We start from the raw sequence: 13,242 nt of genomic DNA, 5'->3' as shown, positions 1-13,242 counted from the left end.
TCTAAGCCGGTGTGACGGTGGGGGGCAGACGGATCTGGAGCGATCCGTTTATTTTGGTTTCACTGTATCGCCTGAAGGTAGTATCAGGTGTGTGGCGTACAGCTAGCCCCTCAACGCTTAAAGCTAAAGGGGCTATTCGCGTCAAAGCGCTGTAGTGCCCGGTGAGTGGAACCATCCGTAATCGGGCTCTTAAAGCGCTCTCAGGTGAGCTACTACGATAATCACCCTGCCTTTTAGATCAGCTTGAGGAATGCCTGCAAATGGAGCAAAAGAATTTTTTTGAATTTATCGAAATCAGGGAATGGCTGTTCAGCTGGATTTAAGTTGTTCGATAATTCTCCGTGCACGGTTAGCGCCTACATCAACATGAATATCGATCATCGGTTTTTGGCCAAAACGGCACATATTTTTGTACTGCGCCTCAATGATTATCTTGTCTTCATCGAAGGTTAGGATAGTTTGTTCGATCACTTTGGCTTTTATCGCCTCTGGATCACTCACTGGGTTAGTCGCCATCGTCCAGAAATAGTGGCTGGTCGTATCGGTTTCTGGCGTCACGCCATGGAAGCCACGCATGTGGAAGCCACCACGCTCGGGGTCATCTATCGCATCGGTGTCCACGTCGACGGCACCGGTCCAGATGAGCAGGTGAGAAACATGGAATTCGATCTCCTGCCATCTGTCGACGTTACCCTTGAATGGATAGACTGCGGTGTAGGTGGGAGGCGGTACAGAATTCGGCATATGGCGCACCACCCGAACAGTGTTCCCTTCGCTTTCGACCTTCATCTCGGCATTCATGTGAATACTGGCATTGCCACCGATAGTCTTCAGATGCACATAGCCAAGGTGGCTCAGGTCCATGAGGTTGTCGTGAATCAGTTGGTACGGAGCATCGTAGTGATATACGTCACCGTCAAAGACGTAGCGGCCAGAGCTGTGAACCTTGTACTCAGGGGGGGCGCAGTCAGGCTCAGTCGTCGCATCGGCGCCAAACCAGATCCAGATAATATGGTCACGTTCCTTGACGTGGTAAGCCGGTACCTTAGCCTTGCTTGGAATCTTGTTCTGCCCAGGAATCTCAACGCACTTACCTGCCTGGTTAAACAGCAGGCCGTGATAGCCGCACCGCAAACCCGTGGCCTCCAAGGTGCCATCGGAAAGCGGGAGTGCACGATGGCAGCAGCGATCCTCTAGAGCTGCAACCTGGCCATCACCCGTACGGAACAGGACGACGGGTTTATTGAGTAGAGTGCGCCCTAAGGGCTTGTCTTTCAGCTCCGAGCTCAGCGCGGCGACGTACCACTGGCTGAGCGGGAAAGCGGGAGAATTGGCTGGAGCAACCTCGTAGGCAAGCTGTTCAGTGGTAGAAGTAATCATGGCATCTTCCTTTTCTTTGATTGTTATTGTTGGAACTCACAGGTCGAGAACCAGGCGTGGCGATTTGGAGCGAGAGCAGCAAGGCGTGAACTGATCGTTTAGCGCATGCTCTGCCGCAGTCATGAACTGGTCGCGGTGCTCCGGGATACCGTCTAGGACGCGGGTGATACACGAGCCGCATACGCCCTGCTCGCAAGAGCTCGGAATCTCGATGCCGCATTCGTCCAAGACTTCAAAAACGGTGCGGTCGGTTGGAATCTGGAAAACCTGGCCTGATCTGGCGAGCTCCACTTCGAAGGAATGGTCACCGTCGTGGCTCACTGGCTCTGCAGCGAAAAACTCCCGGTGGATCTGCCGCTCTGGCCAACCGCAGGACGCGGCTGTATCGAGGATGTGGTTCATGAAACCACCGGGCCCACATACGTACAGGTGCGAATTTGCTTCCGGATTAGCAAGGAGGTTTTTCGCATTCAGGCGTTGATCATCGGTGCTACTGTCATCGTGGAGATGAACGCAACTGCTGAACTCAGCCGCTTTCAAGTAATCAATGAACGCCGCCCGATCAGCAGCTCGATAACAGTAATGAAGCTCGAAATCGGCATCGCTGCCGTGCAATGCGTGTGCCATGGCAAGTATCGGGGTAATACCGATGCCTCCGGCAAAAAGCAGGTGCTTGTCTGCAGTCTTATCGATAGGGAATAAATTTCGGGGTTCGCTGATCAAGACAAAACCACCCACATCGACATCGGTGTGCATCGAAACAGAGCCACCACGTGAGGACGAATCTTTCAGCACGCTAATTACATAACGATGGCGTTCTGTTGGTGAATTGCACAAGGAGTACTGTCGGATGATACCATTAGGCAGGTGCACATCAATATGCGCACCTGCAGTAAATGGCGGAAGCTTTGCCCCAGAGGCTGTGCGTAGTTCAAAACTAGAGATATCTAAAGCTTCTGCTTTTTTATGGAAAACTTGAACTTTGAGCATGACTTCTACCTCCACTCAGAAAGTGGTCTGCAAATTTACAGGGCATGTAACTATGACTTGACTGTAAATCAGTCTCGTCGAGAGTTGGAGCTTGAAATTGCGGTAGCGTCGGGAGGGGGCAGACAGTGGTATCCGTGGCTAATCATGACAGCTTCGCTCTAATTTTTTGTTGTAGGCATGGCGACGCTTTGGACCGCCACTTCGCACTTCGGCTGATCATAGAATTGCCTTGATTGGTTGCGGTGTCAACCAATTGATTTTATCATTTTGTTCTCAGGAGCAGCATTGATATAGCTGTCAGTGAGTTTTCTCCCCAGAAGGCCAACAGGGATCATCTGGCAAGCACTGGTCCCCAGATTTTGAGGGTGTAATCGAAATTGATCCGGGTTTCGTTATCGCTGCGGAAAGTGGCATTGGAATCGAGATCATTACGGTAGAACGCATGCCGCAGACGTATGGCCAAGTTCTTGGCAGGTCCGGATTGAACGACGTAGGCGACCTCTACGTCTTTGCTGGACTCCTTGAGGTTCGCGCCGCCTAGCTGGGGGAGATCAATATCGCTACCTCGCATGTACCGAATCATTCCGGTGAGACCTGGGATTCCCATGGCTACGAAGTTGTAGTCGTATCGAACGACGGTCGTGTGCTCCTTGGGATTCGCAAAGGCGGCACTCATAGCGCCGTCGCTTATCACCCCTGGCTCACCGCCGGCGATGTAGCCTAATCCAAACGAATGGCTTCCCAATCGGTAGGTGATCATGACCCCAGCGTTCAAGCTATCCACTTTGCCGGCTTCTGTCCCACCGGTATTGCGAGGATCAAACACTCGGAGGTCCGTCTTCAGCTCGCCTGGGCCTAAAGGCAGAGAGTGAGTCGTTCCGGCGAAGTCCTGCTCGTAGATATTCTGAAGCCGAGCGTGGTAGTAGCGCAGCGTCAAATCATTTGTAAGCGTCTGCCGAACACACCTTAAAAATCCCCAGGTTAAGGGCGATGGTGTCCACCTAAAAATACGTGGACACCATCGCCTTTAATTCAAGGAACACCATGCGCCAGCGCACCTCTTATCCCAAACCCTTCAAGGCCCAGGTTGTCCAAGAATGCCTGGGCCCTGATGTGTCCATTGCCAGCGTCGCCCTGCGGCACGGCATCAACGCCAATCTGGTTCGCAAGTGGATACCTATCTATCGTGACCGGCAGGCTTGCGCCTTGCCTGCATTTGTACCGTTGAAGCTTGAGACCGCTGTGGCGATGCCAGCTCGGCAGGATGTAGCTCGCATCGATATTTCCTCCGGGCAGCGCACAGTCACTGTGAGCTGGCCCATCTGCGACCCGGATGGCTGCGCCCGCTTCATCCGCAGCCTTTCGCAATGATCCGCATCGACGCCATCTGGCTCGCCACCGAGCCCATGGACATGCGTGCCGGCACGGACACCGCACTGGCCCGCGTTGTCGCCGTATTCGGTGCGGCGAAGCCGCACTGCGCTTATCTGTTCGCCAATCGCCGCGCCAACCGGATGAAAGTACTGGTGCACGACGGCGTTGGCATCTGGCTGGCCGCGCGCCGCCTGAACCAAGGTAAATTCCATTGGCCTGGCACTCATCGAGGCCACGAAGTTGAACTCGACGCCGAACAACTTCAGGCGCTGGTTCTAGGCCTGCCCTGGCAGCGGGTTGGCGCTAACGGCGCAATTACGTTGCTCTGAATCGGGCCTTTTAGCTGTCTCGGATGGGTTGCTTTGGTAAAATCCACGGCATGACTTCCTCGCCTAATCTCGACCAAATGACGCCCGATCAACTGCGCGCACTCGCTGCGCAGTTGCTGTCGAAGGTCGACACCATGGGCCGAAAGATCCATCGTGACGAGACGATCATCGAGCAGCTCTCTCACGAAATCGCCATCCTCAAGCGTCACAAGTTCGCCAAACGCAGCGAGCAGATCAGCCCGGCGCAAGGCAGTTTGCTGGATGACCTGCTCAATACCGACCTTGAGGCCATCGAGGCAGAACTGGACGCGCTTCGTCCTGCCCCGACGTCGGACGAAACTCGCCAAAAGCCCAAGCGTGCGCCACTGCCACCGCAGTTCCCCCGCACCGTCCTTCATCACGAGCCGGAGAACACCGAGTGTGCCTGCGGCTGCCAGCTTCAGCGCATCGGAGAAGACGTCAGCGAGAAGCTGGATTACACGCCAGGCGTGTTCACCATTGAGCAGCATGTACGTGGCAAGTGGGCCTGCCGTCAGTGCGAAACGCTGATCCAGGCACCGGTGCCCGCCCAAGTCATCGACAAGGGCATCCCTACTGCCGGTCTGTTGGCTCACGTAATGGTGGCCAAGTTCTCCGATCATCTTCCGCTGTACCGGCAGGAAAAGATCTTTGGCCGTGCCGGCCTGGCGATCCCGCGCTCAACACTGGCGCAGTGGGTGGGCCAATTCCTGGGCACCTGGAACGGCAAGCTGGTGTGCGATGACTTCGCGGGTTACAAGGCCGGCTTCGAACTGGGCATCACCGAAATCGGTTGCATGGCCCATGCGCGGCGCAAGTTTTTCGACCTGCATGCGGCAAATAAAAGCCAGTTGGCCGAACAAGCGCTGCACTCAATCGGCGGTTTGTACGAAGTCGAGCGGCAGGCCAAGCAGATGAGCGATGAAGATCGCTGGCGATTACGCCAAGAAATGGCGGTGCCCGTCGCTGAGAAGTTGCATGAGTGGATGTTGGCTCAGTGCGCACTTGTGCCCGAGGGCTCGGCCACGGCCAAGGCACTTGATTACAGCCTTAAACGATGGGTAGCGCTGACGCGCTACCTGGATGATGGTGCTGTGCCCATCGACAACAATGCCGTGGAAAACCAGATCAGGCCGTGGGCGCTCGGTAGATCGAACTGGCTCTTCGCTGGGTCGCTGCGCAGCGGCAAACGGGCTGCGGCGATCATGAGCTTGATCCAGTCTACGCGGCTGAATGGTCATGACCCGTACGCCTATCTAAAGGATGTTCTCACTCGCCTGCCAACGCAGCGGGCGAGTGAGATCGATCAATTGCTACCGCATAACTGGTCGCTGCCTACACTGGGCTAAGTCATGAAATCGAAGGACATAGAATGCTAATCGTCTTCAGCGGCCTTCCAGGCACCGGAAAAACGACTATCGCCAAGGATCTCGCCGCTACGACAGGTGCCGTGTATCTACGGATCGATGCGATTGAGCAGGCGATTCGAAGCTCTGGTGCTCTCGCACAGGACGTGGGGCGCAGTGGCTACATAGTCGCTAATGAGCTTGCGCTGAGTAATCTCCGTATAGGCAGCACAGTCATCGTTGATTGCGTCAACCCCGTCAGAGAAAGCCGAATCAAGTGGAGCGATATCGCCTCAAGCTCTGGTGTTCAACTAGCCAATATCCAAGTGATTTGCTCCGATACAAATGAACACCAGCGCCGGGTAGAAACGAGGACAGTTGATATTCCCGGGCTGACGCCACCAACCTGGGAATCTGTGTTGGGCCATGAATATGAGTCGTGGGACGACACTCCGTTTTGCATAGACACAGCCCTGATCTCTTCAGCGCAAGCGGTCGCGATGATTGTTAACCGATTTCTGCCTAGCGAATAGCGTCACCCGCGATGGCAAGGTGTGTTGGCCGGACGCTTACTGGGTATGACCCGTATGCCTATCTCAAAGATGTGCTGACGCGTCTGCCAACGCAGCGGGCGAGTGAGATTGCAGAGCGGCTGCCGCATAGGTGGCGTCCGGTTTAGCCGTGCAAGACGGGTTGCCGGACGCTTACCCCGGAATCTAGCAATAAGTGATCAGAGAACACTTACACGGGAGGTGACGACACCGATGCCTGACAGTAAAGGCATCGGTGTCTCTTGCCAGCTCTGGCAGGCCCTCGTGGTCAACTCATCTCTGGGGCGAGGTGACTCATGAACATAAGGTCTTCAATGGCGTACATATATTCCGAGAACCTCGGATCTCCATCGTTGAACGCCTTTGCCACTTTTTGTGCGTTCTCAAGACTGTCCCACATTGCTAAGTCCGCGAAGATTCGGTCGTCGCTCATCGGGCAGTAGGCACGGTATTCCATCAAGCCGGGAAAGGTCTTTAACGTTTCACGAAGCCCTGCGCGGAGCACAGGCACTTGCGCAACGCATTCCTGTTTGACCTTGAAAATGGCTAATTCGAGTACATGAGGTGAGCGCTGCATAGGGATAACCTGCTGTGTGTTAGGAAGTCCCAATTATCAATAGCTCATACTGACAGCGTAGTGTCAGTAGCAGTGATCGCTTTCCACTGGCTTGCCTGGTGCTTCATATACGCTTGGAGATCAAGGGCTGGATTGTCGGATGACGGTTGTTGAGCAATAGCGATGGAGGCTATGCGATCGACCCGAAAATCGCGGTAAGCCGCCCTGGTACTACACCAGCTTCCAACCGTCCACTTTCCTCCCCAGTAGAAAAGGCCAAGGGGGGAAATGAGGCGTTGCGAAACTGCACCATCCAAGCTGGTATAAGTTATCGTCAGCGCCTGAGCGTTTTCGATGGCATTTCGAAGGGTTGCCAGATGGCCACGCGTCGAGGAAGGAGTGGTTCCAAGTGCCCTGATTTTTGCCGTGCTGGGGTCAACCTGATGATGGACTATGGACGCTGAGATTTTGCTCAACAACATCCTTGCAGCAGCACTTAGATCGTTATCGGCGGAAGCTGAAAGCATTTCCATCCCGAGCATTAATGCATCCAGTTCGAGCCTGTTCAACGTTAATGGCGGCATCTCAAAGTCGGCACCCAAGGAATACCCCACGCCGGCGGTACCATAGATTGGGATTCCACTGAAGGAAAGATCGTCGACGTATCGATAGATTGAGCGAACGGAAACGCCAATTCGGCTAGCCAGTCGTTCAGCAGAGATTGGCTGATGGACACGAATCAGATTTACCAATTGAAATAAGCGATCAGCTTTACGCACCAGGTGTGCCCACCTGAGAGTTCTTTGCAAGCTCGATAGCCGCGTTAATGGCGGCCCGAGCTTGGGGGCTATTCTTCCAGCAACTCGATCCCACTGCTGCCGATGCCTGAGCCAGGATGTCACAAGCATTCGCTTTGCTGAGCACAGCTAGCGAGTCAATGCCCATCTGCTCAAGGCGAGCGATAACGGCCGGCCCTACGCCCTTTAGGGCCAACAAGGCATTATGCTCCGTCGGTGGAAATGGCATCCGTAAACTCCTGTTATCGGCCTATGAAATAACCGGAGTCTGCACGACGGGAGAGGGCATCTCAATAGATGGACTCCATCGACCTCAGCGTAAGCATCAGGAAGGTGGCAGACGCTTATGCTCTTGGAGCTACATCCCGGCTCTCGCTCGTCAAGGTGACTTAACCGGACGCTTACAATCATTTGACCACTTGTATCTTATCGTTTTATGAGGTGTGTCAGGAGCGTGAGGTTGAGGTCTGGAATACGGGGCGGGCTCTCAGCTTAAAGCGGCTGTACGCGATCTCGCGCTGCAATCCTGCAGCGGTGGACCAAATGTGAGATCTAGCATTACTCAACCCCGATCATTATTTTTGTGAGGTTTTCGCCAGCATGGCATGCTGCACAGGATCGATTAGAGGTCATCCCCACCTTAATTGGTTGATTCGTCAACTAATTCCATCGAGCGAAATCGTTCTCAAGGATCTTTTTTTATGCCCGAATCTTCACACCTGGACCTAAATCGCTATGTGCCAGGCCTCCTCACATTTCTAGCCAACAAGCTGGCAACCGGGGCGTCTTATTGCTACCGCAAGCGCTTTGGCATCGGCGTGGTGGAGTGGAGAATGCTGTCGATGCTTGCTGTCGAGGATCACATTACGGCCAATCGGATTAGCCAGGTCATTGGTCTGGATAAGAGCGCTATCAGTCGCTCCCTGCAGGCTCTGGAGACGGGGGGGTACGTCTCTAGTCAAGTCGATAAATCAGACGCTCGTCGATATGCAGTCAGCCTGACCACAGCGGGTAAGCAGCTTCACGAAAAAGTCTTGAAAGTCGCTCTTGAGCGTGAGCGTAGGCTGCTCAGCGATCTATCACCTGCAGAGATCGATCTGCTAATAAATCTACTGGGACGGTTGCATTCAAAAGTATCCTATACCAATGATTATGATCCGCCGATTGGAGATTAAAGGTCACAATGGCTAGCTGGCCGTGCCATTTGGCCTCCCGGCAAAATGAGGCCGTCGCAGTCCGGAAACCTGAGTATTGTCTTAACCAAGGGACGTGCTTAGGAGGCCGCTTGACTGATACGGATCGACGTCGAGTCAAGCAGCCTTTTCTCACGCTGGAGAAAACATCGGGACCTTCTGACCCGTCGCACTTTCGCTAAAAATTAGCCGCAACTGTTGGCCTATCTGCAGCGCACTGAAGTCGCTAGCGACGATGTTGGTAAGGATTGTTGGTCCCTCCTCCAGAGTTACGTACGCGAGACAATAGGGCGGCTCAGCTCGCTGAGAAACGCTAAATGTGTACAGTATCGCATTTCCGCTCGCTTCGAACCAGCCGCTGCACTCTCCACCCGTGAATGGACTATGCGAACGCGGATAGAAGAAGGCCCGGCCGCTTTCGACACATCGTTGTAGCAAGAATTTTCCCTCATTGGCTGCGTCCCAAAATCGAGCCGTCTCTGGCCACGGTTGAGGCGAACTTGGAATCCTGCTCATCGTTAACCCTCTAGCTCAAGAATCAGTGTTGCGCTGCTGTGCCGGGCAGCTAACTGCCCACCTGTACCGTGAACTAGGGCCAACTGGCAGTTGGGGACTTGTACCATTGGATGCGCTTCACCGCGCAATTGCCGCACAGCCTCAATGAGCTTCACCATTCCACCTCTGTTGCCTGGATGGTTGTTGCACAGCCCCCCCCCATCAGTGTTCACGGCCAGCTTGCCAATGCCCGAGATCAAGCCGCCGTCCGACACGAATGCTCCGCCTTGGCCAGGTGCGCAGAAGCCTAAGTTTTCCAATTGGATCAGAACCGTAATTGTGAAGCTGTCGTACAGCGAGGCGTACTGGATGTCACCAGGGCATACCCGCGCTTGCTCGAAGGCTTCGGCGCCTGACTGTATCCCTCCAGACGCGAGTATGTCGAAGTAACCGCCGTTTAAATGTTTAACCGTGAAGCCAGCACCCCGGGGAGTGATGAGGGGACGACGCAGCTGTTTTGCCACATCCGGGTGCGCCAGGACGACTGCACCGCCACCGTCGCTAATTACACAGCAATCAAGCCGCCGCAAGGGCGTTGCAACCATTGGAGAGGAGAGGACATCTTCGATGGATACGACTTTCGGCAGCATCGCGTTCGGATTGTGTTGTGCATGGTGGGAAGCAGCGACTTTAATCCAGGCCAATTGCTCAGACGTCGTGCCATGCTCATACATGTGTCTCATCGCACACATGCCATACCGGTTGGCTACCTCAGCCCCATAAGGCAACTCGAATTGAGCTTCTGGAGCACTTTGATCTTGTTGATGGTGCTGCTGCTGAGGGGACAGCCGATCGGCCCGTGGCTTGCCAGCTTGGGTAATCAGGGCAACTCGGCATTTGCCAGCTGCGATGGCGCGAACGGCATGTTCAACAAGGTTAATGTATGCTGACCCCCAGGCTTCCGTTGTATCGAGATGCCGTAGCCTCAAGCCCAAGTACTCTACGACCGACATTGGTCCTACGCCTGGAGCATCCCACCCTGCGACGTCCCCAGCGCAGAAGTAACCATCCACATCTTCAAGGCGAAGACCCGCATCATTCAGAGCGCCTAGTGCTACCTCTGCATGTAGCTGAGCCAGTGACCTGTCCACGGCGTGTCGTGTCGGATGCTCATACGCTCCAACAATGTAAGCCAAACCTTTCATAGATTTACCTATATCCGTCTAGCGCTGAAAGGCTACCTCGAGCTCTCCAGCGCGGTAATTAACGTGCGGCGAGCCTGATTGCACCGTCCAAACGAATCACCTCCCCGTTGAGGTATTGATTCGTGACAATGTGAGCGATGAGATCAGCGAATTCGTCCGGCGATCCCAAGCGTTTCGGGAACGTCACCGCGGCGCTGAGCGAATTACGCACTTCGATCGGCGCCGTTTCCATGAGCGGAGTATCGAATAGGCCGGGGGCGACAGACATGACGCGGACCCCAAACTGGGCGAACTCACGAGCAAGTTGAATCGTGAGTGAATTCACGCCACCTTTAGCTGCCGCGTAAGCCGCTTGGCCAATCTGACCTTCAAACGCGGCTACCGAGGAAGTGGTAATAATCACACCTCGCTCACCACGATCGTCCGGCATGCTATTCAGCATGGATGCTGCAACCAAGCGGATCACGTTGAAGGTGCCGTTGAGGTTCAGATTCACCACTTTGGTGAATTCCTCCAAAGGCATGGGACCATTACGACCGACTACGCGCCGAGCTGATCCAACGCCGGCACAGTTCACCAGAACGCGCGCCAAGCCATGTTTGGATTCAGATTGATCGATGGCGCTACTGACGCTTTCCGATGAGGTAACGTCGCAGGCGATAGCTAGACCACCAATGCTGTTGGCAACTTCCTGAGCACGCTTGAAATTGATATCTAGGACTGTGACGAGTGCCCCTTTCCCTGCCAAGTGACGGCAAGTTGCCTCTCCTAGTCCTGATGCACCGCCAGTCACCAGTACTGCAGAATCTTTCACATTCATTGAGATACATCCTGGGTTGGAGTACTTGCTGGGTCTTCGCAGATAAACAACGCATCAAGAGCTGCTGCCCCTTGGCCTTCGCTATAGACCACTAACGGGTTGATGTCGATTTCCAGGATTTCAGGACGTTCTTGCATTACTCGCCCCACCAAGGACACCACGCGTGCGACTTCTTGCAGATCCACAGGACGGCTTCCTCGGAAGCCGTTAAGGAGCTTGGAGGCTTTCAGCGTTTGCAAACGCTCCACAATCGCGGATGCAGGTAGGCCCGGTGGCAACAGTTTTACGTCACCCAAGGCTTCCACCCAGACTCCTCCGAGGCCAACCATGATGATTGGCCCCCATTGACTGTCGCGGCTTGCACCCACTACGAGCTCCAGCCCGTGGTCATTCATAGTTTCGACCAGAACCCCGTCAAGGTTTAGCCCCGGCAGCGCCCTGTGGACGTTGTCTTGAATCCGGGACCACGCGCGGCATAGTTCTGAATTATCTTTGATGTTTAGGAGGACGCCACCGACTTCACTTTTGTGGGCAAGGGTCGCCTCCTGTGCCTTCAGCACTACTGGGTACCCGACTCGATTGGCAATTACGAGCGCTTCATCGACGCCAGTGGCCAATGCGCCATCGGGCACTCTCACGCCGAGTCGGGAAAGCACCTCCTTCCCGCGCCACTCGGAAATTGGGCCTTGTCCAAGGCGGAAATGGGGAAGCCGAGATTCAGCTGCGAGGCTTGCCGGGCTGACCGCTTTTTGGCTCCGCCCAAAGCGTGTAAACCGTGCAAGCGCTCGGACTGCACGTTCTGGAGAGCGCATTACAACTGCGCCATGCTGTTGTGCCAGTTCGACAAATGCAGGAGCCAGTGGAACATCTTCGTTCTGCATCACAAAGATCGCCGGTTTCTGGCTGTCGCCGCTTCCCCGCAGATAGTGCTCCAGCCAATTGACAGAAGCCTCAGGCCCCGGCATCGCGAGCGAGATGATCAAACTGCCGATTTTGGGGTCCGCCAGAACATGGCGCACGCCCAGTTCTATTAGCTCAGGTTGATAAGTAAATAGAGTACCTAGATCCAAGGGATTTCTTGGGGGCAGAAAGTCTGGAAGATGTTCCTTGAGTGCAAGAATCTGATCTTCTCCTAGCGGGGGCAGGTCCAACTCAAGTGGCTCGACGTAGTCCTGCAAAAGGCCACAGATTGCGCCAGAAGCAGTGACCAAACCCAAGCCCCCACTAGGTGCTTCAGGATAGCGAAGCAGGAGTTGGCCAACATCGATTGCTTCCTCCAGGCTATCGACTGTCACGACTCCAGCATACTCAGTAATGAGTTGCATCGCGGCGTGGTTGCCAGCAAGGGCGCCAGTATGAGATTTGGCAGCTTCTTGCGAGAGCTGGCTTCGACCCGGATGCAACAGTACAACGCCTTTTCCATTTCTCCGGGCGTGCTCCACAGCCGTGAGGAAAGAAGTGGCCGATCGGATTTGTTCGGCATAAACGATGACTGCGCCGGTGTGTTTATCTTCAGCGAAGAACTCGATCAGCTCAGCGAGACTTAACTGAGCTTCGTTGCCGGTCGTCATCATGTACGACAGTGGCACTCCTCGTGAACGCAGAGAGGCTGCCACATGCGTACCCACTCCGCCGCTCTGAGCCACGACAGCGATTGCTGGCCCTGCGCTTGGATCAAGTTTCGGTGGCAATACTAGCTGGACCATCATGACGTAAAACGCGTCAACGTAGTTGAAGTAACCGACGGTATTGGGTCCTAGGAGAGTCAAGTTGCCGTCGCGAGCGACGTCAGAAATGTGCTGTTGTAATTCGCGCCCAGCAGTTCCCATTTCGGCAAAGCCCGACGCAAAACAAACCGCAGCTTTTACACGACGCTGGACGCAGGCCTTCACTGTGTCGAGTACAGCCGCCGATGGAAGCACCAGGATGGCCAGCTCCACTCCAAGTGGCAGCTCGTCGATAGTCGAGAGGATCGGGCGTCCGTCTATCTCTCCGCCGCTGCGGCCCACCAGGAAAATATCTCCATCATAGCCGCCTGTGACAAGGTTGTTGAGCACCACTTGGCCAGCAGTGCCCGACTTTGTCGACACCCCGATGATTGCAACCGAACTCGGCCTCATCAAAGATTCGATACTGAGCGAATTGGTTGAGTGACTACCGTTATATTCCATAACCAACCTCTTGTTTT

The 13,242-nt window shown here is 54.7% G+C and carries 15 protein-coding genes and 1 pseudogene; 6 read left to right on the top strand and 10 right to left on the bottom strand.

Annotated elements, in window-relative coordinates; genetic code table 11:
• Nucleotides 1-309 precede the first annotated feature (309 nt).
• The 3 genes from F3J45_RS00410 to F3J45_RS00400 form a co-directional block, all read right to left on the bottom strand.
• Complete coding sequence (locus tag F3J45_RS00410; protein ID WP_205300329.1) at nt 310-1,380, bottom strand: aromatic ring-hydroxylating dioxygenase subunit alpha; 1,071 nt, start codon at nt 1,378-1,380, stop codon at nt 310-312.
• Between the two features lie 36 nt (nt 1,381-1,416).
• The gene (locus F3J45_RS00405; RefSeq protein WP_167055480.1) at nt 1,417-2,370 is read right to left on the bottom strand and encodes a PDR/VanB family oxidoreductase; all 954 of its coding nucleotides are present in this window, start codon (nt 2,368-2,370) and stop codon (nt 1,417-1,419) included.
• Between the two features lie 331 nt (nt 2,371-2,701).
• Entirely contained in the window at nt 2,702-3,307 is a 606-nt protein-coding gene (locus tag F3J45_RS00400; RefSeq protein ID WP_205300328.1) for an OprD family outer membrane porin, read from the bottom strand.
• A 107-nt stretch (nt 3,308-3,414) separates the two neighbouring features.
• Here F3J45_RS00400 and F3J45_RS00395 point away from each other — a divergent pair, with 107 nt between their 5' ends.
• The 5 genes and pseudogenes from F3J45_RS00395 to F3J45_RS00375 form a co-directional block, all read left to right on the top strand.
• Nucleotides 3,415-3,741 (top strand): transposase, encoded by a 327-nt coding sequence (locus F3J45_RS00395; RefSeq protein WP_167055477.1) that lies wholly within the window; start codon nt 3,415-3,417, stop codon nt 3,739-3,741.
• Entirely contained in the window at nt 3,738-4,073 is a 336-nt protein-coding gene (tnpB, locus tag F3J45_RS00390) for an IS66 family insertion sequence element accessory protein TnpB (RefSeq protein ID WP_167055474.1), read from the top strand. Before F3J45_RS00395 ends, tnpB begins: the two co-directional genes overlap by 4 nt.
• 50 nt (nt 4,074-4,123) lie before the next feature.
• Nucleotides 4,124-5,440: an IS66 family transposase gene (locus tag F3J45_RS00385; protein WP_167055471.1), complete on the top strand. Its 1,317-nt coding sequence runs from the start codon at nt 4,124-4,126 to the stop codon at nt 5,438-5,440.
• A 23-nt stretch (nt 5,441-5,463) separates the two neighbouring features.
• Nucleotides 5,464-5,970 (top strand): AAA family ATPase, encoded by a 507-nt coding sequence (locus tag F3J45_RS00380; RefSeq protein WP_167055469.1) that lies wholly within the window; start codon nt 5,464-5,466, stop codon nt 5,968-5,970.
• Nucleotides 5,971-6,005: 35 nt separating this feature from the next.
• Nucleotides 6,006-6,116: pseudogene (locus F3J45_RS00375) on the top strand (transposase domain-containing protein); the annotation flags it as partial.
• A 140-nt stretch (nt 6,117-6,256) separates the two neighbouring features.
• Here the strand turns inward: F3J45_RS00375 and F3J45_RS00370 are convergent.
• From F3J45_RS00370 to F3J45_RS29960, 3 genes are read right to left on the bottom strand one after another with little or no spacing between them, the layout of a single operon-like run.
• On the bottom strand, nt 6,257-6,565 hold the full coding sequence (locus tag F3J45_RS00370) for a hypothetical protein (protein WP_167055466.1): 309 nt from the start codon (nt 6,563-6,565) through the stop codon (nt 6,257-6,259).
• A gap of 44 nt (nt 6,566-6,609) precedes the next feature.
• Nucleotides 6,610-7,323 carry a YafY family protein gene (locus tag F3J45_RS00365; RefSeq protein WP_167055463.1) on the bottom strand — a complete coding sequence of 238 codons (714 nt, stop codon included), beginning with the start codon at nt 7,321-7,323 and terminating at the stop codon, nt 6,610-6,612.
• Nucleotides 7,316-7,570: a helix-hairpin-helix domain-containing protein gene (locus tag F3J45_RS29960; protein ID WP_167055460.1), complete on the bottom strand. Its 255-nt coding sequence runs from the start codon at nt 7,568-7,570 to the stop codon at nt 7,316-7,318. The genes F3J45_RS00365 and F3J45_RS29960 overlap by 8 nt, the downstream gene beginning before the upstream one ends.
• Before the next feature lie 472 nt (nt 7,571-8,042).
• On the opposite strand from F3J45_RS29960, the gene F3J45_RS00355 reads away from it, so the two are divergent.
• Nucleotides 8,043-8,516 (top strand): MarR family winged helix-turn-helix transcriptional regulator, encoded by a 474-nt coding sequence (locus F3J45_RS00355; RefSeq protein ID WP_167055434.1) that lies wholly within the window; start codon nt 8,043-8,045, stop codon nt 8,514-8,516.
• A 150-nt stretch (nt 8,517-8,666) separates the two neighbouring features.
• On the opposite strand, the gene F3J45_RS30450 is transcribed toward F3J45_RS00355, so the two are convergent.
• Genes F3J45_RS30450 through F3J45_RS00335 form a run of 4 tightly spaced genes read right to left on the bottom strand, consistent with a single transcriptional unit; the run spans nt 8,667 to nt 13,225 of the window.
• The gene (locus F3J45_RS30450) at nt 8,667-9,050 is read right to left on the bottom strand and encodes an OB-fold domain-containing protein (protein ID WP_167055431.1); all 384 of its coding nucleotides are present in this window, start codon (nt 9,048-9,050) and stop codon (nt 8,667-8,669) included.
• A 2-nt stretch (nt 9,051-9,052) separates the two neighbouring features.
• Nucleotides 9,053-10,234 carry a thiolase domain-containing protein gene (locus tag F3J45_RS00345; protein ID WP_167055428.1) on the bottom strand — a complete coding sequence of 394 codons (1,182 nt, stop codon included), beginning with the start codon at nt 10,232-10,234 and terminating at the stop codon, nt 9,053-9,055.
• Between the two features lie 58 nt (nt 10,235-10,292).
• On the bottom strand, nt 10,293-11,054 hold the full coding sequence (locus F3J45_RS00340; protein ID WP_167055425.1) for an SDR family NAD(P)-dependent oxidoreductase: 762 nt from the start codon (nt 11,052-11,054) through the stop codon (nt 10,293-10,295).
• Entirely contained in the window at nt 11,051-13,225 is a 2,175-nt protein-coding gene (locus tag F3J45_RS00335; RefSeq protein WP_167055422.1) for an acetate--CoA ligase family protein, read from the bottom strand. Before F3J45_RS00335 ends, F3J45_RS00340 begins: the two co-directional genes overlap by 4 nt.
• Between the last annotated feature and the right edge of the window lie 17 nt (nt 13,226-13,242).

The sequence above is a fragment of the Pantoea sp. Ap-967 genome (assembly GCF_011752565.1).
GTDB lineage: Bacteria > Pseudomonadota > Gammaproteobacteria > Pseudomonadales > Pseudomonadaceae > Aquipseudomonas.
The sequence above is the reverse complement of the archived record's forward strand: the minus strand, read 5'-3'. Positions and strand labels throughout refer to the sequence as shown.

What these genes read in the sequence shown, in the direction of transcription:
- F3J45_RS00385 (WP_167055471.1), top strand. Translation starts at nt 4,124, where the DNA reads ATGACTTCCTCGCCTAATCTCGACCAAATGACGCCCGATCAACTGCGC.
- F3J45_RS00355 (WP_167055434.1), top strand. Translation starts at nt 8,043, where the DNA reads ATGCCCGAATCTTCACACCTGGACCTAAATCGCTATGTGCCAGGCCTC.
- F3J45_RS00340 (WP_167055425.1), bottom strand. Translation starts at nt 11,054, where the DNA reads ATGAATGTGAAAGATTCTGCAGTACTGGTGACTGGCGGTGCATCAGGA.
- F3J45_RS29960 (WP_167055460.1), bottom strand. Translation starts at nt 7,570, where the DNA reads ATGCCATTTCCACCGACGGAGCATAATGCCTTGTTGGCCCTAAAGGGC.
- F3J45_RS00395 (WP_167055477.1), top strand. Translation starts at nt 3,415, where the DNA reads ATGCGCCAGCGCACCTCTTATCCCAAACCCTTCAAGGCCCAGGTTGTC.
- F3J45_RS00335 (WP_167055422.1), bottom strand. Translation starts at nt 13,225, where the DNA reads ATGGAATATAACGGTAGTCACTCAACCAATTCGCTCAGTATCGAATCT.
- F3J45_RS30450 (WP_167055431.1), bottom strand. Translation starts at nt 9,050, where the DNA reads ATGAGCAGGATTCCAAGTTCGCCTCAACCGTGGCCAGAGACGGCTCGA.
- F3J45_RS00405 (WP_167055480.1), bottom strand. Translation starts at nt 2,370, where the DNA reads ATGCTCAAAGTTCAAGTTTTCCATAAAAAAGCAGAAGCTTTAGATATC.
- tnpB (WP_167055474.1), top strand. Translation starts at nt 3,738, where the DNA reads ATGATCCGCATCGACGCCATCTGGCTCGCCACCGAGCCCATGGACATG.
- F3J45_RS00410 (WP_205300329.1), bottom strand. Translation starts at nt 1,380, where the DNA reads ATGATTACTTCTACCACTGAACAGCTTGCCTACGAGGTTGCTCCAGCC.
- F3J45_RS00380 (WP_167055469.1), top strand. Translation starts at nt 5,464, where the DNA reads ATGCTAATCGTCTTCAGCGGCCTTCCAGGCACCGGAAAAACGACTATC.
- F3J45_RS00345 (WP_167055428.1), bottom strand. Translation starts at nt 10,234, where the DNA reads ATGAAAGGTTTGGCTTACATTGTTGGAGCGTATGAGCATCCGACACGA.
- F3J45_RS00370 (WP_167055466.1), bottom strand. Translation starts at nt 6,565, where the DNA reads ATGCAGCGCTCACCTCATGTACTCGAATTAGCCATTTTCAAGGTCAAA.